At 61.6% G+C, this 17,653-nt stretch carries 19 protein-coding genes and 1 tRNA gene; 11 read left to right on the top strand and 9 right to left on the bottom strand.

The annotated features are described in order from the left end of the window. Positions 1-25: 25 nt before the first annotated feature. The 7 genes from proB to F0184_RS10145 form a co-directional block, all read right to left on the bottom strand. On the bottom strand, positions 26-1,168 hold the full coding sequence (gene proB / locus F0184_RS10175; RefSeq protein ID WP_208998414.1) for a glutamate 5-kinase: 1,143 nt from the start codon (positions 1,166-1,168) through the stop codon (positions 26-28). Continuing rightward, a complete protein-coding gene (gene obgE / locus F0184_RS10170; protein WP_150496064.1) occupies positions 1,165-2,211 on the bottom strand; it encodes a GTPase ObgE in 1,047 nt (348 codons plus the stop codon). The genes proB and obgE overlap by 4 nt, the downstream gene beginning before the upstream one ends. 22 nt (positions 2,212-2,233) lie before the next feature. Next, a complete protein-coding gene (locus tag F0184_RS10165; RefSeq protein WP_150496063.1) occupies positions 2,234-2,785 on the bottom strand; it encodes a GNAT family N-acetyltransferase in 552 nt (183 codons plus the stop codon). Further along, a complete protein-coding gene (locus F0184_RS10160) occupies positions 2,782-3,357 on the bottom strand; it encodes a GNAT family N-acetyltransferase (protein WP_150496062.1) in 576 nt (191 codons plus the stop codon). Before F0184_RS10160 ends, F0184_RS10165 begins: the two co-directional genes overlap by 4 nt. Continuing rightward, positions 3,354-3,959: a GNAT family N-acetyltransferase gene (locus F0184_RS10155; protein WP_150496061.1), complete on the bottom strand. Its 606-nt coding sequence runs from the start codon at positions 3,957-3,959 to the stop codon at positions 3,354-3,356. Before F0184_RS10155 ends, F0184_RS10160 begins: the two co-directional genes overlap by 4 nt. Before the next feature lie 131 nt (positions 3,960-4,090). Continuing rightward, positions 4,091-4,360: a 50S ribosomal protein L27 gene (gene rpmA, locus F0184_RS10150; protein WP_150496060.1), complete on the bottom strand. Its 270-nt coding sequence runs from the start codon at positions 4,358-4,360 to the stop codon at positions 4,091-4,093. A 56-nt stretch (positions 4,361-4,416) separates the two neighbouring features. Beyond that, a complete protein-coding gene (locus F0184_RS10145; RefSeq protein ID WP_150496059.1) occupies positions 4,417-5,037 on the bottom strand; it encodes a 50S ribosomal protein L21 in 621 nt (206 codons plus the stop codon). A 417-nt stretch (positions 5,038-5,454) separates the two neighbouring features. On the opposite strand from F0184_RS10145, the gene F0184_RS10140 reads away from it, so the two are divergent. Continuing rightward, a tRNA-Ser gene (locus F0184_RS10140) sits at positions 5,455-5,544 on the top strand. Between the two features lie 29 nt (positions 5,545-5,573). Here the strand turns inward: F0184_RS10140 and F0184_RS10135 are convergent. Then, a complete protein-coding gene (locus F0184_RS10135) occupies positions 5,574-6,509 on the bottom strand; it encodes a sugar kinase (protein ID WP_206668332.1) in 936 nt (311 codons plus the stop codon). Next, a complete protein-coding gene (locus F0184_RS10130) occupies positions 6,506-7,210 on the bottom strand; it encodes a GntR family transcriptional regulator (protein WP_150496058.1) in 705 nt (234 codons plus the stop codon). The genes F0184_RS10135 and F0184_RS10130 overlap by 4 nt, the downstream gene beginning before the upstream one ends. A gap of 87 nt (positions 7,211-7,297) precedes the next feature. Here F0184_RS10130 and uxaC point away from each other — a divergent pair, with 87 nt between their 5' ends. Genes uxaC through F0184_RS10080 form a run of 10 tightly spaced genes read left to right on the top strand, consistent with a single transcriptional unit; the run spans position 7,298 to position 17,650 of the window. Further along, positions 7,298-8,740 carry a glucuronate isomerase gene (gene uxaC / locus F0184_RS10125; RefSeq protein WP_150496057.1) on the top strand — a complete coding sequence of 481 codons (1,443 nt, stop codon included), beginning with the start codon at positions 7,298-7,300 and terminating at the stop codon, positions 8,738-8,740. A 23-nt stretch (positions 8,741-8,763) separates the two neighbouring features. Continuing rightward, positions 8,764-9,744 (top strand): TRAP transporter substrate-binding protein, encoded by a 981-nt coding sequence (locus F0184_RS10120; RefSeq protein WP_150496056.1) that lies wholly within the window; start codon positions 8,764-8,766, stop codon positions 9,742-9,744. Positions 9,745-9,801: 57 nt separating this feature from the next. Next, positions 9,802-10,326 (top strand): TRAP transporter small permease, encoded by a 525-nt coding sequence (locus F0184_RS10115; protein ID WP_244299101.1) that lies wholly within the window; start codon positions 9,802-9,804, stop codon positions 10,324-10,326. Between the two features lies 1 nt (position 10,327). Beyond that, positions 10,328-11,608 (top strand): TRAP transporter large permease, encoded by a 1,281-nt coding sequence (locus F0184_RS10110; RefSeq protein ID WP_150496055.1) that lies wholly within the window; start codon positions 10,328-10,330, stop codon positions 11,606-11,608. Positions 11,609-11,616: 8 nt separating this feature from the next. Further along, positions 11,617-11,934 carry a cupin domain-containing protein gene (locus F0184_RS10105; protein ID WP_150496054.1) on the top strand — a complete coding sequence of 106 codons (318 nt, stop codon included), beginning with the start codon at positions 11,617-11,619 and terminating at the stop codon, positions 11,932-11,934. A gap of 27 nt (positions 11,935-11,961) precedes the next feature. Beyond that, on the top strand, positions 11,962-12,786 hold the full coding sequence (gene kduI / locus F0184_RS10100; RefSeq protein ID WP_150496053.1) for a 5-dehydro-4-deoxy-D-glucuronate isomerase: 825 nt from the start codon (positions 11,962-11,964) through the stop codon (positions 12,784-12,786). After that, on the top strand, positions 12,783-13,511 hold the full coding sequence (kduD, locus tag F0184_RS10095; RefSeq protein ID WP_150496052.1) for a 2-dehydro-3-deoxy-D-gluconate 5-dehydrogenase KduD: 729 nt from the start codon (positions 12,783-12,785) through the stop codon (positions 13,509-13,511). Before kduI ends, kduD begins: the two co-directional genes overlap by 4 nt. Next, positions 13,483-14,943, top strand: a complete 1,461-nt coding sequence (locus F0184_RS10090; protein ID WP_150496051.1) for a mannitol dehydrogenase family protein — start codon at positions 13,483-13,485, stop codon at positions 14,941-14,943. Before kduD ends, F0184_RS10090 begins: the two co-directional genes overlap by 29 nt. After that, a complete protein-coding gene (gene uxuA, locus F0184_RS10085; RefSeq protein ID WP_150496050.1) occupies positions 14,940-16,124 on the top strand; it encodes a mannonate dehydratase in 1,185 nt (394 codons plus the stop codon). Before F0184_RS10090 ends, uxuA begins: the two co-directional genes overlap by 4 nt. Further along, positions 16,121-17,650: a UxaA family hydrolase gene (locus tag F0184_RS10080; RefSeq protein ID WP_150496049.1), complete on the top strand. Its 1,530-nt coding sequence runs from the start codon at positions 16,121-16,123 to the stop codon at positions 17,648-17,650. Before uxuA ends, F0184_RS10080 begins: the two co-directional genes overlap by 4 nt. Positions 17,651-17,653 lie beyond the last annotated feature (3 nt).

Below are 17,653 nucleotides of genomic sequence, written 5' to 3'. Positions count from 1 at the left end.
GCCAACCCGCTTGGCAGGTTCGTATTTATCGTGTTCCGTTCAAAAACGCATCTTCGAGTGCCAAATCGTCCCGATGGATCATCTCGGCCCGTCCGGGGTAGCCGACAATCGCCTCGATTTCCCGGCTGTTCCGCCCGGCGATCAGAACGGCTTCCGCCCGGTCATAGGCGACGAGCCCGCGGCCGATGACCACGCCGTCCGGCCCAAGCACCTTGACCGCATCCCCTCTGGAAAACTCGCCCCCTACCTTGATGACCCCGGCTGGCAAGAGGCTCTTTCCAGACCGCAAGGCTTTGAGCGCGCCGGCATCCAGCGTCACCTCGCCGCGTGTTTCCAGATGCCCGCCGATCCAGGCCTTGCGGGCCCGGGCCGGGCTGTCCAGCGCCGGAAACCATGTTGCCCGCGCGCCCTGCTCCAGCCGCTTCAATGGATTCATTTCCTTGCCGGAGGTGATCACCATGGTGGTTCCGGCGGCGGTCGCGATCTTGGCCGCGTCGATCTTGGTCTTCATCCCTCCGCGGGACAATTCCGATCCGGCGCTTCCGGCCATCGCCTCGACCTCGGGCGTGATGCGCGGAACCTGCGGCAGAAACACGGCGTTCGGGTCCTGTGCCGGCGGGGCCGTGTACAGGCCGTCAATATCCGACAGGAGCACAAGGCAATCGGCGCTGGCCATGGTGGCGACCCGCGCCGCTAGGCGGTCGTTGTCACCGTAGCGGATTTCCGAGGTCGCAACGGTGTCGTTCTCGTTGACGATGGGCACCGCCCCCATCTTGAGCAACGTTCCAATGGTGGCCCGCGCGTTCAAGTACCGCCGCCGCTCCTCCGTATCGCCGAGCGTCAGCAGAATTTGACCCGCCGTGCGGCCATGGGCCTCGAGAGCGGAGGCATAGGCTTGCGCGAGCGCGATCTGCCCCACCGAAGCCGCCGCCTGGCTGTCTTCAAGTCTCAAGGCGCCCCGCGGCAGCCCCAGCATGCCCCGGCCCAACGCGATTGACCCGGATGACACGATCATCATCTCTGCGCCGCCATCCGCCAGCGCGACCAGGTCGGAAACCAGGGCATCCAGCCATGCGCGTTTCAAGGCACCGTTCTCGACCAGCAGCGCCGACCCGATCTTGACCACGATCCGGCTGTAGCCCGTTAACTGACGAGAAAGCTCGCTCACGGGTGCCAACCCTCATCCTCCGCGGAAGGCACGGTGTTGGCGGCTTCCTCCTTGTCCCGGTCAATCGCGCGCACGATCATGCGCAAGGCCGTGTCCACGTTCTTGCCGCTGGCCGCTGACAGGATCAGGGGCTTTTGCCCGCACGCCGTCTCCAGAGCGGCCGCCTTGTCCGCGATCATCTCATCGGTAAGGGCGTCGCATTTGGACAAGGCAACGATTTCAGGCTTGTCCGTGAGGCCATGACCATAGGCCTCCAGTTCTCCGCGCACCACCCGGTAAGCCTCGTCTGGCGCCATTTCCCCGGAACCATCCACCAGATGCAGCAGCACCCGCGTTCGCTCGACATGGCCCAGGAACCGGTCGCCCAGTCCCGTTCCCTCGTGAGCCCCTTCGATCAGGCCCGGAATGTCGGCCATTGCGAAACTGCGGGTGTCAATCTGGACGATCCCGAGATTCGGATGCAGCGTCGTGAAGGGATAATCGGCGATTTTCGGTTTGGCGGCGGATACCGTTGCCAGGAACGTCGATTTCCCGGCATTGGGAAGGCCGACCAGACCAGCGTCGGCGATCAGCTTCAAGCGCAGCCAGATCCACTTTTCCTGACCTTCCAGCCCCGGATTCGCCCGCCGAGGCGCCTGATTGACCGAGGACTTGAAATGGGCGTTGCCGAACCCGCCGTTTCCGCCTTTCAGCAACACGATGCGCTGTCCGACTTCGGTCAGGTCCGCCAGAATCGTTTCGTTGTCCTCTTCCAGGACCTGCGTCCCGACGGGCACTTTCAGGACGACATCCGCACCGTCCGCACCGGTCCGGTTCTTACCCATCCCATGAATGCCGGTCTCAGCCTTGAAATGCTGCTTGTAACGGTAGTCGATCAACGTGTTCAAACCATCGACACATTCAATGACAACATCACCGCCCCGCCCGCCATCGCCGCCGTCCGGACCGCCAAATTCGATATATTTTTCCCGCCGGAAGGAAACGGAGCCCGCACCGCCATTACCGGAACGGACATAGACCTTGGCCTGATCGAGGAACTTCATCTTCTGTCTTTCTGGGGCACCCTCACGCCGCGTTCCGAGCGGTGAAGGCCTCCCGCGTGAGTTTCATGACGACGTCCGGAACATAGTCTCCGCGCGCCAGGCTCATGCTGGCGCTGCGCCCGACCTGTTCGAAGCCGCATTTGATCATGGCATTGATGGACCGCTCGTTTTCTTCCATCGCCATGCCGAGGAGTATTTCATGGTCGGTCGCGGCAAAGAACCATTCGATCGCCGCGCCAATCGCTTCGCCGATGTATCCCTGCCCCCAATAGGCGCGTCCAAGCCAATAGCCGATCTCCGGCGTTTCATGCAACGCCTTGAACGAGATCCCGCCAATCATTTCGCCACCGCAATCGATCAGGAAATTGGCCTCCGCGGATCTCGGCCAAGACTTCCAGTTCTCGGCGGCGCAGGACAAAAACGCCTTGCCGGCTTCCATATCGTAAGGATATGGCACGCGCGACAGCATCTTCGCCACTTCATAATCACCCAGAAGCAAGGCGCAACGCTCCAGATCCGCCGATCCGGGCGCCCGCAGCCGCAGCCGCGCCGTGTTGATCCTTGGTGCGGTCATGCCGCTTTTCTCCCCGTCTCGAAATCACCGCGCTCCAATCGCATGACGATATTGTCAATTTTACGATCCAGCGGCTTTGCGTACCGGACCGTCTTGCCAACGGCTCGGAATCCCAGCTTTCGCAGAACCGCGCGTGAGCGTTTGTTTTCCTCGAAAACCCGGGCCGCGATTGCCGGGCATCCGCCGTGCGCCTCAAACCCCCACTCGAGCGCAGCCATGGCCGCCTCGCGCGCATAGCCGAACCCATGGAAGGGCCGGCCGAACCAATACCCCAGCGTCGGGCAATCCGGCTGCTCTTCCAGGTCGCCCGGGGCTTCGATCGCCACAACCCCGATCAGAACTCCGCCAAGGGTGACCCCGAACGCCGCCTCATCGGCGACCGGATCGGCCGCCGCATTGGCCTCAAGAAACGCCTCCGCGGCGCCGGCTTGGTAGGGCCAGGAAAAAGACGTCATCCACCGGGCGATTTCAAAATCCCGGCCCGCCAGATTTTCCACGGCCGCGGCGTCGCCCAACTCGAGCGAACGCAGGACCAGACGCCGGGTCGTCAAGGTGGGAAGACGCGCGCTCATGCCGATTTCCCCCAGGCCTTCAACGAGGCCCATACCGTCCGGTCCAAAGCGTAGCGTTCGATCGGGACGCTGCCACCCGCGCCCACGGAGCGCATCATGCTCTGGTCGCGATACTGGAACCCTGACTTGACCAAAACGCGGCGCGAGGCGGGGTTGGTGACCCGGCAGGCGCCGGTCAACTCGTCAACATTGGTGTAGTTGAATGCATGATCAACCAGCGCGTGGAGCGCTTCGGTGGCATAGCCATTGCCCCAAAACGGCTCACCGACCCAATACCCGACATGAACCGCTCCGCCTGCTTCAAGGCTGGCATGCCTTGCCATGCCAATCAGCCGTCCGGTCGCTTTCAGCCGGATCGCGAAAGTGGCCGCATTCCTGGCCGGATTTTCCGCACCGGCGACAACCGCCCTGGCATTGTCGAGCGTGAAGGGATGGGGTAGCCGGGTCAGGTGCTCCGCAACGGACTTGCGATTGGCGAGAAACACCAGGTCGGCGACATCGTCCATGCGCGGCAGATCGAGCCGGACACGCGGTGCATCCTGCGGCAGGGGCGCTGTCCCCAGACAGCTTGCGTCTAACAGTTCATCCTTTTCAACGACCATGGTCTCCTCCAGTCAACGTTCCAAAGAAAAAGGGAAGATGACGCCCCATCTCCCCTTTGAACTGCGACTGGTGGTGCCTGGTTCGCCGGGGTCCTTATGGGACGCCGGCGCTTGTTCGTGACACGTCGGCGTTACTCCGCAGCTTCCGCTACCGGTGCTACGTTAATGTAGGTTCGGCCGCCGGTTTTCGGCTGGAATTCGACCTTGCCTTCGACGGTTGCGAAGATGGTGTGGTCCTTGCCCATGCCAACGCCGGTGCCCGGATGCCACTTCGTGCCGCGCTGACGCGCGATGATGTTGCCAGGGACCACGGCTTCGCCGCCATACTTCTTGATGCCGAGACGGCGGCCTGCGGAATCGCGGCCGTTACGGGATGAACCGCCTGCCTTTTTATGTGCCATTTTAAGAACTCCTCGTTCTTCGAAATCTCAAGAATTCAGATCTACAGGACGGCGGCTTAATTGCCAGCCAGTTCCTTGGCCTGATCAACCCAATTGTCGCGCTCGATCCGGCCTTTGAAGTTCAAAACCTCATCGACACGGGCGATATCGTCCGCGGTGAAGTTGACGATTTGCTCATAGGTCGTGATGCCCAAAGCATTCAACTTCTTCTCGAGCACGGGTCCGACACCGGAGATCTTTTTCAGATCATCCTTGCCTTCCGGCGCCGTGAACAACGGCTCGATGTCTGCGGCCGCTGCATCGTCCACCTGCTCGGCTTCCGGCGCAGCCGTCTTTGGCGCTGCCTTCTTGGCCGGCTTGGCCCCGCCGGTCAAAATGTCGGTGACCTTGACCATGGTGTAGGCTTGGCGGTGTCCGTTGCGGCGGCGGGAATTCTGACGCCGGCGCTTCTTGAAGACGATGATCTTGCGGTTTCGGCCCTGATCGACCACCTCGGCGACAACGCTTGCGCCCTCGACGGTCGGCGCGCCAATCGCCGTGTCGGCACCGGTTCCGACCATCAGAACCTCGTCGAAAGTCACGGTGCTGCCCGCTTCGGCGTCCAGTTTCTCGACCTTCAGAATATCGTTTTCGGCGACTTTGTACTGCTTGCCACCGGTTTTGATCACTGCGAACATGTCTTGCACGTCCTTCTTTTCGTTCTTGGTTCGCATCCCGCCGGCCAACGGCCGGAAGAAATGCGCGCGAAACCGGGCGCGCCACATCGAAACCCGGTTTCGATGTCTGTAATTGAAGAGCAGGTTGTCCGGATAATACGAAACCCAGCCTGCAGGCTTTGCCCAGCGGCAATCCCCCGAGCCCCGGAGAGCCGAGCGGATTACCACAGCGCCATACTTGATTTCGGGCCAGCTTGTCAATGTCTCCGGCGATCCGGCCCGTCTTTTTCTGGCCCGCGGGCCCTGGAACCGAGCGGGCAGAACAGTGTGACAGCGGAGAAAAAAGTTCTGCCCGACCGCGTCAAACACCCTTGCGCCGCCAGGGCGGCTTGTCTATGTTCCGCGCCACTTGAGCCCCGACAACTGTTCAAGTCCCGCGGAGAGGTGCCGGAGTGGTCGAACGGGGCGGTCTCGAAAACCGTTGAGCGCGCAAGCGTTCCGAGGGTTCGAATCCCTCTCTCTCCGCCATTCATTTTCTGTCCGATCCGAAGAACGTCTCACCCCTCGATGAGTACTTTTGCACCGTCTGGGTCCCGTTGACCGGTTGGAATCAGGGCCCCTTTGCGGCCAATCACATGACGGGCGAGTTCGCACCCGGCGCGGGCTGCGGCCGCCAATCCTTTGCCTTGGCCAAATTCCACGATGAAAGCCGCGTTGAATGAATCTCCAGCGGCTGTCGTGTCGACCACGACGCCGGCCGGCGCCGGCTGCACTTCGACGTGTTCCCCGTCACGGGTTTCAACAAGAACCGGCTCATCGCCGTTCTTGACAACGACAATGCCGGCTCCGTTATCGAGGTAACGGCATGCCGTGGCTGCCGGATCCACGTCCTGAAAATGCTGAGCCTCGTCGGCGAAAGACGGCAGCACGAGATCGGCCTCGGCGGCGGCTTTCATGGTCCAGCGCGTCATCTCCGCCTCGCTGGACCACAAGCGCGGACGCAGGTTCGGGTCGAAAACCACCAACGCGCCGTGCCCGGCACACGACCGCAATGTATCGAGCACGCGCGCGCGCCCCTCGTCCGGCAGGATCGCCATGGTGATGCCGGAAAAATAGGCAACGTCCCCGGAACCCAGATGAGGAAACCGGTCGAGATAAAGGTGGAGACGCCGGGCCGCCGAGGTGTCGCGCCAGTATTGGAAACTGCGCTCACCGTCCGTCAAGGAGATGAGATACAAGCCGACACTGGTCCTGGGGACCCGTTCGACCATCGGTTCGATGCCAGCTTCCCTCATGAAATCCGTCATGCGCCGGGAAATGTCGTCGTCACCCACGGCACTGAAATAGGCCACCGAAAGCTTGTCCGGGGACGCAAGTTGCCGCGCATACCAGGCTGTGTTGAAGGTGTCGCCGGCGAAACCGAGCGCATATTCATTTACCGATGCCGGAGACAGTTCCACCATGCATTCGCCGAGGGCGACAAAACGTTTCACGCTGACTTCTCCTGAAAATACTGGGGCTTTTCGGCCCGTATCTGAGCCAGAACCTGCCCAATCCGTCCCAGGTGCCCACTCAAGCCGGCTTCGAGCTGCACCTTGTCCCGCTCGCGCAGGGCATCGATCAGCACAACATGTTCGTTATAGGCTCGTTCGGCCGCGCCAGTGGTCAAAGAGATGAACCGGACCCGATCCATGTGTGATTTTTGTTCACGGATCAGGTTCCAAACATATTCATGGCCCGCAATGCAGCAGATCTGCCGGTGCAGATCGTCGTCCAGGGCATGAAACAGCTTTTGATCGCTGGCCAGTGCCGCCGCCTTCTGTTCGTCCAGAAGGGCCTCCAATTCTTCAAGCTGGGAGCCAGTGATGACCTCCATGGCCGCCGACCAGCACGCGGTCTCCAACGCGATGCGAACAAACTTCGCCTGCAGGACCGCCTTTTCGGAGATCTTCGTGATCACAGTGGCCCGCTGCGGACGGATCAGCAAAAAGCCGAGCTGGGACAGCCGGAAGAAGGCATCGCGGACAGGCTGCCGCGACACGCCCAACGCTTTCGCGACCTCGATTTCCGAAACCTTGGTCCCCGGAGGCAGTTCTAGGGACAGGATCTGCTGATGCAATTCCTCGAAGACTGTATCCGCGATGGTTTTGATCTTGATCGGACCAAGCGCCTTCAAAGCGCTGTGTGCTGACATCCGCCCCCTCCATTGACTAAGCTAACCAACTAGCATATCAGTTGACTTGCATCAACAAAGACAAGACATGCATTCAGGGAGGCTAGGGTGGCTGCGGGCACAACAAAAGAGGCGGCACGTGCGGAGTACCGGCTTTCCCCCGACCGTTTGCTGCCCACGGACCCTCGATCCTTCGCCGTCGCGCGGCAGCTCTACGAGTCCGTGGCGCAGCTTCCGATCATCAGCCCACACGGCCATACCGACCCTCGCTGGTTCGCGGAGAACGCACCGTTTCCCGATCCCTCGAGGCTGTTCATCGTCCCGGATCACTACGTGTTCCGCATGCTGCATTCCCAGGGCATCCGGCTGGAGGATCTTGGCGTGCCGCGGCAGGATGGCGGCTGGTCCGAGGCGGACAGCCGGAAGATCTGGCGCGTCTTCGCCGAAAATTTTCATCTGTTCCGCGCGACGCCCTCCCGGATGTGGCTTGAGCATTCGTTCCAGGAGGTTTTCGGCTGGACAGGGCGTCTATCGGCCGAGACCGCCGATTCGTCCTACGACCATATCGCGGCCTGCCTGGCTCAGCCTCATTTCCGTCCGCGGGCTCTTTTCGAGCGGTTCAACATTGAGGTGATCGCCACAACCGAATCACCCCTGGACGACCTGAAATGGCATCGCATGATCGGTGACAGCGGCTGGACCGGCCGTGTGGTGACAGCCTACCGCCCAGACGCCGTGGTCGATCCAGAGTTCGAAGGGTTCGCCGAGAACGTCGAGCGCTTCGGCGAGCTGGCCGGCGAGGACGCGGCCACCTGGCGGGGATATCTTGCGGCCCACCGGATCCGAAGGGAGTATTTCAAATCCTTCGGCGCCACGTCCTCGGATCACGGCCATCCGACGGCACGAACCGAAAACCTCTCGGATGCGGCGGCGCAACAACTGTTCGAAAAAGCCCTCCAGGGCTCTTGCAGCGCCGCGGAAGCGGAAACCTTCCGCGGACACATGCTGACCGAAATGGCGCGCATGAGTCTGGAAGACGGACTGGTCCTGCAGATCCACCCCGGCAGCTTCCGCAATCACTCGGACAGAATCCTGACAGCCTTTGGCCGCGACAAGGGTTTCGACATCCCGACCCGGACCGACTATGTCAGCGCGTTGAAGCCCCTGCTGGACGCGGTCGGGCTCGAGAAAGACCTCAGCATCATCCTGTTCACGCTCGACGAAACCGCCTATGCGCGCGAACTGGCGCCCCTCGCCGGCGTTTACCCGAGCCTGAAACTGGGACCCGCCTGGTGGTTCCATGACAGCCCCGAAGGCATGCGCCGCTTCCGGGAAATGACCACGGAAACCGCCGGCTTCTACAACACGGTCGGCTTCAACGATGACACTCGCGCCTTTTGCTCGATCCCGGCCCGCCATGACGTGGCCCGCCGTATCGACTGTTCTTACCTCGCCACTCTCGTAACGTCCGGAAGACTAGACGAGGGCGAGGCATTCGAGGTCGCTCACGACCTTGCTTACAGGCTTGCCAAGCAAGCCTACCGGCTCTGAAAAGCCACTTCTGGGAGGAAAACATGAAGGTATTGAAAACACTTGCGACAGCGCTTCTGGCGACAGCCGCGTTGACCACGGCTTCGCTGGCCTGCGAACTGACTTTGAAATCGTCCGACACTCATCCGGACGGCTATCCGACCGTGGAAGCTGTCAAGCACATGGGCAAGCTGCTCAACGAGCGCACGAACGGGAGGATCTGCGTGGAGGTGTTCCATTCCGCGCAGCTCGGCCAGGAAAAGGACACCATCGAGCAGACCAAGTTCGGCGTCATCGATCTGAACCGCGTCTCCATGGGCCCGTTCAACAATCTGGTTGAGGAAACGAAGGTCGTATCCCTGCCCTTCGTGTTCAAAGGTGTCGACCACATGAACCGGGTGATGGACGGTCCGATCGGCGAGGAAATCCTCGCAGCTTTCGAACCGCACGGATTTGTTGGCCTTGCCTTTTTCGATGGCGGCGCCCGCAGCTTCTACAATCGGGTCAAACCAATCACGAAAGTTGAAGACCTTGCCGGGATGAAGGTCCGGGTGATGCAGTCCGATATCTTCGTGGACATGATGTCGGCTCTCGGGGCCAATGCCACGCCGATGCCCTATGGTGAGGTTTACTCGGCTATCCAGACCGGGGTCATCGACGGCGCGGAGAACAACTGGCCGTCCTTTGAATCCTCCGGGCATTTCGAGGTGGCAGGCTACTACACCTTGAACGAACACCTGATCGTGCCGGAAGTCCTCGTCATGTCGAAGGCGTCCTGGGACAAGCTTTCCGCGGAAGACCAGGCCGCTGTCCGGCAAGCCGCGAAGGATTCCGTTCCCGTGATGCGCGAACTGTGGCAGGCGCGTGAGAAGGTTTCGGAAGAAAAGGTCCGCGCCGCGGGTGTCGAAATCATCACCGACATCGACAAGGAGCCGTTCATGGCGGCCATGGATACCGTCTACGAGAAGCACGTCACCTCCGACAAGCTGAAGGATCTTGTCGCCCGCATTCGCGCGACAGACTGACGACTTCACAGCAGCCTGCGGCCCGAGCGGCCGCAGGCCCGCAACCGGGACGCGGACGTGCATACTCAATTCATTCTCGCCGCTCGGATCATGCGCGGCATCTCCACAGCAGCCCTTTGGCTTGCCGGAGCCGGCCTTATCCTCATGACCGTTTTCATCTCCGGCCAAGTGTTCATGCGCTACGTCATGAATGACAGCATCGTATGGAGCGAACCCGCTTCGGTGATCCTGATGGGCTGGTTCATTTTTCTGGGCGCCGCGGTGGGCATCCGCGAGGGCTATCACCTGAGTTTCGATGTGGTGCTCTACTTCCTGCCCAACAAAGCCAAGCTGATTTTGTACAGCATTTCGGATGGCCTCGTCGCGCTGTTCGGCGCCTGCATGGCCTGGTTCGGCGCACAGCTGGCCCTGTCCGCCTGGAACGTGAAACTCCCGTCTCTGGGGGTCTCCGGCGCTGTCGACTTTCTTCCCCTGGTCGCCGGCGGTTGCCTGATCTTCATTTTCTCCGTGGAACGGCTGGTCCTTCGCGCGGCCGGTCGCCCAACCGCCCGCTTCGGCGAAGCTCAGCCGGATGAGGCTTGATATGGAACCATTCGTCCTTTTCGGAACCTTCATTGTATTGCTTCTGATCGGCACGCCGGTTGCCTTTTGCCTGGGCATCGCATCCCTAGCGACCGTGCTGTATATCGGCCTTCCCCCGGTGATCGTTTTCCAGCGTCTGAATTCAGGCGTCTCGGTCTTCGCATTGATGGCCATCCCGTTCTTCATCTTTGCCGGAGAGTTGATGGTGCGGGGCGACATCGCCCGCCGTCTCGTCGCCTTGGCGGGCGCCGTCGTCGGGCACATGCGTGGCGGGCTGGGCCAGGTGAACATCACATCCTCGGTTCTGTTCGGCGGCATTTCCGGTTCGGCGGCCGCGGACGCGACCGCCATTGGCGGGCTGATGATCCCGCAGATGAAGAAGAAAGGATATTCCGTCGAGTACGGGGTCAATGTGACGGTGATGTCCTCAATCATCGCTCTGCTGCTGCCGCCCTCCCACAACATGATCATCTATTCGATTTCGGCCGGCGGACGCCTGTCGATCGCGGATCTGTTCACCGCCGGCATCATTCCCGGCCTCCTTCTGGCCATGTCCTTGATGATCACCGCCTGGTTCGTGGCGAAGAAGCAGGGATTTCCCACGGAACGCTTCCCCGGCTGGGGCGTCCTCGGAGCCCTCTTCATCAATGCCATCCCGGGCCTTCTCCTGATCGCCATCATCTTTGGCGGCGTGCGTTCGGGCGTGTTCACCGCGTCGGAAAGCTCCTGCATCGCCGCCGTCTACGCGCTGCTGGTCACGACCCTTGCCTATCGAACCATGGGGTGGCCCGAATTCGTGGCCGCGACCCAGGCCGCGGTCAGGACAACGGCGATGGTGCTGCTCGTCATTGGGGCGGCCGCGGCCTTCGGCTGGCTGCTCGCCTTCCTGCGCATCCCGGCGGAGCTTGTCGCGTTCATGAAATCGGTCTCGGAGAACCCGTTGGTCATTCTGCTGATGATCAACATCCTTCTCCTGTTTCTGGGCACGTTCATGGACATGTCGCCGCTGATCGTCATCACCACACCGATCTTCCTTCCGGTTGCGACGGCCTTTGGGGTCGATCCGGTTCATTTCGGCGTTATCCTCGTCCTCAACCTCGGGATCGGGCTGTGTACACCGCCGGTCGGGACCGTGCTGTTCGTTGGGTGCGCGGTTGGCCGGATCTCCGTCTGGGACGCGGTCAAGACAATCTGGCCGTTCTATGGCGCCGCCATCTTCACGCTTCTGCTCGTGACCTACATTCCCGGACTTTCACTCTGGCTTCCCTCCCTGTTTCACTGAGGTTGACGATGTTTGTAAAAACCTTTCCGGAAGTCGCAGCCGATCCCGGTATTTGCCGGCAGGTCTTGTCCGACAGCCCCAACCTGATGGTCGTCGCCTTCCGCTTTCAGGAAGCGGGAGCCGAAGGCAAGCTTCACCACCATCCGCATGTGCAATCGACCTATGTCGAAAGCGGACAATTCCGCTTCACGATCGATGGCTCCGAGTTTGAAGTCGGGCCCGGCGACAGTTTCATCATCCCTTCGGGCGCGCGGCACGGCTGCGTCTGCCTGACGCCTGGAACATTGATCGACACTTTCACACCCAGACGAGACGACTTTCTCTAAGGTCCACCATTTCAAGGGATTTTCATCATGCTCAATGTTCAGACCCGCTACGCGATCGACCCGGAAACAGCCAAGACTTTGGATACCCAAGGACTTCGCAACCATTTCCACGCAGATGGACTGTTCCAGGACGGACAGATCAATCTTGTCTACACCCACTATGACCGCCTGATCATGGGGGGCGTCGTTCCCGGATCCGGTATACTGGTCCTGGACCACGTGAAGGAAGCAGGCACCCCGACGCTTCTGGAACGCCGCGAACTTGGCATCCTCAATATCGGCGATGCCGGCACTGTGTCCGTGGCGGGGACCATCTACGAGGTCGGCCGCGGCGATGTGCTTTATATCGGCATGGGCTCAGGGCCGGTCTCGTTTTCCGGGCCGGCGCGGTTCTATGTCCTGTCCGCTCCCGCCCATCGCACCTGCCCGACAAGGCTGATCAAGGTGGAAGACGCACGCCGGGTGGAGCTGGGTTCGGCGGAAACCAGCAACAAACGCGTGATCCTGCAATTCCTGCATCCTGAGGTCGCCGAAAGCTGTCAGCTTCTGATGGGCTACACCCAATTCGCACCCGGTTCAGTTTGGAACACCATGCCCGCCCACCTGCATGACCGGCGCATGGAGGCGTATCTCTATTTCGAACTCGGCCCCGATCAACGTGTGTTCCATTTCATGGGCCAGCCCGAGGAGACCCGCCATCTGGTGATGGCCAATGAAGATGTGGTCATTTCCCCGCCCTGGTCGATCCATTGCGGCGCCGGCACGGGCGCATACACGTTCTGCTGGGCGATGGCCGGGGACAATGTAGATTTCACGGATATGGACATGGTCGCCATGGGAGATCTGAGGTGAAGTCTTTCTCTCTTGAAGGAAAACGGGCCCTGGTCACAGGCGCCAATACCGGAATCGGGCAGGCTATCGCCGTCGCCATGGCCGGTGCAGGTGCCGAAGTCCTGTGCGCGGCACGCGGCGATTGCGGCGGGACTCTTGGCCAGATCCGCAACGGCCGCGCCGTCCGCCTCGACCTGTCCGACCCCATGGCCGCTGTGCCGCTGTTCGAGGAAGAGGCGATCGATATCCTGGTCAACAACGCAGGGATCATCCGCCGGGCGGATTCGGTCGACTTTTCCGAAGCCGACTGGGACGAGGTGATGGACATCAATCTGAAGGCGGTCTTCTTCAGCTGCCAGGCCTTTGGCAAGGCGGCCCTTGCCGCTGGCCGGGCAGGGAAGATCGTCAATATCGCGTCGCTTCTCTCATTCCAGGGCGGCATTCGGGTGCCTTCCTACACGGCTGCCAAACACGGTGTTGCCGGCATTACCAAGCTGTTGGCGAATGAATGGGCGGCAAAAGGCATCAACGTGAATGCCATCGCGCCGGGCTATATCGCAACGAACAACACCGAAGCCTTGCGCGCGGACCCTGTTCGCAACCGGCAGATCCTCGAGCGGATCCCCGCCGGCCGGTGGGGGGAAGCCAGCGATATCGGCGATGCCGCCGTGTTCCTTGCTTCCCCGGCGGCCCAGTACATTCACGGAGCGGTGTTGAATGTCGACGGAGGCTGGCTTGCACGCTGATCTTCCGCGCCTGGCGCGCCAAAACACAAGGCCGAAGGCCGGGATCGTTCATCTTGGCCTGGGCGCATTCTTCCGGGCTTTCGGCGCCGTCTACATCGAAGAGGCGATGGCGCAATCCGGCGGGGATTGGGGAATCGTCGGGGTAAGTTTGAAAAGCCCCCGGATGCGCGATCAGCTTGCCCCGCAGGACTGCGTTTACACCGCCGTTGAACTGGGCCAGGACGGCGAGAAGCTTCACCAGGTGGAGTCGGTTGTCGCGATCATGGTCGCGCAGGAAGATCCCGAGGCGGTCATCGCCGCCATGGCTGCCGCCGACACACGCATCGTCAGCCTGACCATCACGGAGAAAGGCTACTGCCACGATCCGGCGACCGGACGCCTGAACCGGGAGCATCCCGAAATCAAAGCGGATCTGGTTTCAGAACTCCCGCTATCGGCCCCCGGTTTTCTGGTCCGAGCACTGCAACGGCGCAAGGCCGCCGGTCTGCCGCCCTTTACCGTCCTGACCTGCGACAATCTTCCCGAGAATGGCCGGCTGGTGAAAAGCATCGTGCTGGACTTCGCGCGTTTGCTGGATCCCGAACTTGCCGACTGGATCGAGACGCGCGGGCGGTTTCCGGCAACCATGGTCGACCGGATCGTTCCGGCGACGAAACCCGAGGATATCGATGACCTGGCCGCACGAACCGGCCAGTTCGATGCGGCGCCGGTGCTGCATGAGCCGTTCCGGCAATGGGTCATCGAAGATGACTTCGTGCCCGATTACGGAGCAGGCGCACGGCCCGATCTGGCCGTTGCCGGCGTCGAACTCGTCGAGGACGTGACAGCCTATGAGCACATGAAGCTTCGGATGCTGAACGGCACCCATTCCTCGCTTGCCTATCTGGGGTATCTGGCCGGACACGATACCATCGCAGACACGGTTACCGACCCGGTCTTCGCCCGGTTTGTGAAGGGCATCTGGCGAAACGAGATCATCCCGTCCTTCACAGCCCCGAACGGTGTCGATTTGCAGGTCTATGCCGATGCCCTGCTGGCGCGCTTTGCCAACAGCGCCATACGGCACAGAACCTGGCAAATCGCGATGGACGGAAGCCAGAAGCTTCCGCAACGCATTCTGGGCACCATGCGCGACAACCTCGCCGCGCAGCGGCCATGCCCGGGTCTGATCACCGCTCTTGCGGCCTGGATGATCTATGTCAGCGGCACGGATTTGCGCGGCCAGCCAATCGACGTCCGCGATCCCATGGCTGAGCGCTTGAAAGACGTGATTGCAAACGCGCCCAGCCTTTCCGAACGGGTTCCCGCCCTCCTGGGCATTCGGGAGATATTCGAGCCGGAACTTGCCGGCCGGATCGTCGAACCGGTCACGTCGGCCCACTCGCGGCTGATGGAAAACGGAGTGATTGCAACGCTTGAGGACATGGCATGATTGAAGGCTGGCGCTGGTATGGGGAGTTCGACCGAATCTCCCTTCCGGAAATCGCTCAAACCGGTGCGCATTCCATTGTCACCGCCCTGCATGCCATTCCGTATGGAGCGATCTGGCCACGCGATGCCATTGCCGCGCGCAAGATGCAGATCCGCCAGGCCGGGTTTGATTGGACCGTGGTGGAAAGCCTCCCGGTCCACGAGGACATCAAACGCGGCACCGGCGATTTGCCGGCACTGTTTGCCGCGTACCGGCAGTCGATGGCAAACCTTGCGGCCGAAGGTATCGAGGTGATTTGCTACAATTTCATGCCGTTGCTCGACTGGACGCGGACCGATCTGGCGGCACCCGTGCACAACGGCGGCACCTGCCTGCGATTTTCGATCGAGAAGATGGCCGCGCTGGAACTGTTCATGCTGGAACGCCCCGGAGCGGAGAACGACTACAGCGAGACAGTCGCGGCCGCGGCCAAAGCCTGGTTCGACGCCGCCGATGACACCGACCGGGAAACCCTGATCGCCGCCGTCATGGCCGGACTGCCGGGATCCTATACCCGCTACGACGTCAAAGGGCTCAAGTCCGCGCTGATCCCATACCGGGACCTGAGCCGTCCTGCCTTGCGCGAAAACTTCAAACGGTTCCTGCAGGAAATCGTCCCCGCGGCCGAGGAATTGGGCGTGAAACTCGCCGTGCATCCGGACGACCCGCCGCGCGACCTTCTCGGATTGCCGCGGATCGTGTCAAACCGCGATGACATCGCGTGGATCCTTTCCGCGGTTGACAGCTCTTCCAACGGTCTCACCCTTTGCACCGGCTCGCTTGGCGCCAATCCGGCCAATGACGTTCCCCAGATTGCCAGAGAGTTCGCCGAAAAGGTCCATTTCGCCCATTTGCGCAACGTCAGGAAACTGCCGGACGGATCGTTCGAGGAAGCCGCCCATCTGGAGGGTGACACGGATCTCGCGCTGGTCGCGGCCTTCCTGCTCGAGGCGGAACGCAAGCGCTCCCGTCAAGGCCGTGTGGACGCCCAAATCGTGTTCCGGCCCGACCACGGCCACGAGTTGCTCAATGACAGCGAGCGCGACACACATCCGGGTTATCCTTTGATCGGCCGCCTGAGAGGCCTTGCCGAACTGCGCGGCCTGATGGCCGGGATCCGTCATGCCGGAGTTGCGGCATGACAGCCCGGCCGCCCCTCGTTCTTGATCCAAGAGACACCGTTGCAATCTTGCCGGAACGGACGGCGGGCGGACTGGATCCGCTCGGGCTCGGAAAACCATTGATCCAGCCTCTGCCGGCAGGCCACAAGATCGCGCGGATCGATCATGCGACGGGCGACCGGGTTTTCAAATTCGGCCAGATAATCGGGACGGCCAGCCAAGCGATCCGCGCGGGAGAGCACGTTCACTCGCACAACCTCGCCTTCTCCAGCCATGACGAGACCTATGTCATCGGCGCCGACCTCGAAATTGCCAGGGCGGCCATCCCGCAAATCGAACCACGCGCCTTCATGGGCTACCGGCGCGGCAACGGGCAAATCGGAACGCGAAACTACATCGCGCTTTGTGCGACCGTAAACTGCTCGGCCACGGTGGTTCGCAAGGCAGCCCAGGAACTGGAAAGCAGCGGGCTGCTCGACGCCTATCCGAATGTGGACGGGATCGTAGCCTTCGGGCACGGGACAGGGTGCGGCATGGACAGCGATGGCCTGGGCGCGCAGGTCCTGCAGCGTGTCTTGTGGGGACACGCCACCCACCCGAATGTCGGTGCGGCGGTGTTTGTCGGTCTGGGATGCGAGGTCATGCAGGTTGGCCGGATGAAAGCGCAATTTGGGACCGATCACGCCGACCGGTTCCACGGGCTGACAATCCAGGAGACCGGCGGCACCCGGGCCACCATCGACCGGATCAAGAAGATGGTCACGGACTTGCTGCCCGAAGTGAACGCGATCCAACGCTCGTCCTGTCCGGCATCCGCATTGAAGGTCGCCTTGCAATGCGGCGGTTCCGATGGATTTTCCGGGATCACGGCAAACCCCGCTCTCGGGATCGCGTCCGACCTGCTTGTCGGCCTTGGGGCGTCGGCCATCTTGTCGGAAACGCCGGAAATATATGGCGCGGAACAACTTCTGTTGCGCCGGGCGGCAAACACGGACACCGCGGAAAAGCTGATCGCGCAGATCCGCTGGTGGGAACACTATACCCGGATCAACCATGGCAGCCTGGACAACAACCCAAGCCCCGGAAACAAGGCCGGCGGCCTCACCACGATCCTGGAGAAATCGCTGGGCGCCGTCGCCAAGGCCGGATCCACACCCCTGGCCGCGGTCTATGACTATGGCGAGCAAGTGACCGAACCCGGCTTTGTGTTCATGGATACGCCGGGCTATGACCCGGTATCGGCGACCGGACAAATCGCCGGCGGCGCACAGATCGTCGTTTTCACCACCGGACGCGGCTCGGCCTTCGGCTCCAAACCGGCGCCGACACTCAAACTCGCCACGACCACTTCGCTTTATCGCGCCATGCCCGAGGACATGGACCTTGATTGCGGCGACGTTCTGTCCGGCGATGCCACACTCGAAGAAAAAGGCGCTGAGATCCTCGAGTGCATTCTGGCCGCGGCATCCGGCCGGAAGACCAAGTCCGAAGCCCTTGGCCTTGGCGACAACGAATTTGTACCGTGGCAAATCGGCGCCACCATGTAAGCC

Origin of the sequence: Roseibium aquae, assembly GCF_008711285.1 — a bacterium.
GTDB lineage: Bacteria > Pseudomonadota > Alphaproteobacteria > Rhizobiales > Stappiaceae > Roseibium > Roseibium aquae.
Note: the sequence above shows the minus strand (reverse complement) of the source record. Positions and strands in the feature narration are given on the sequence as shown.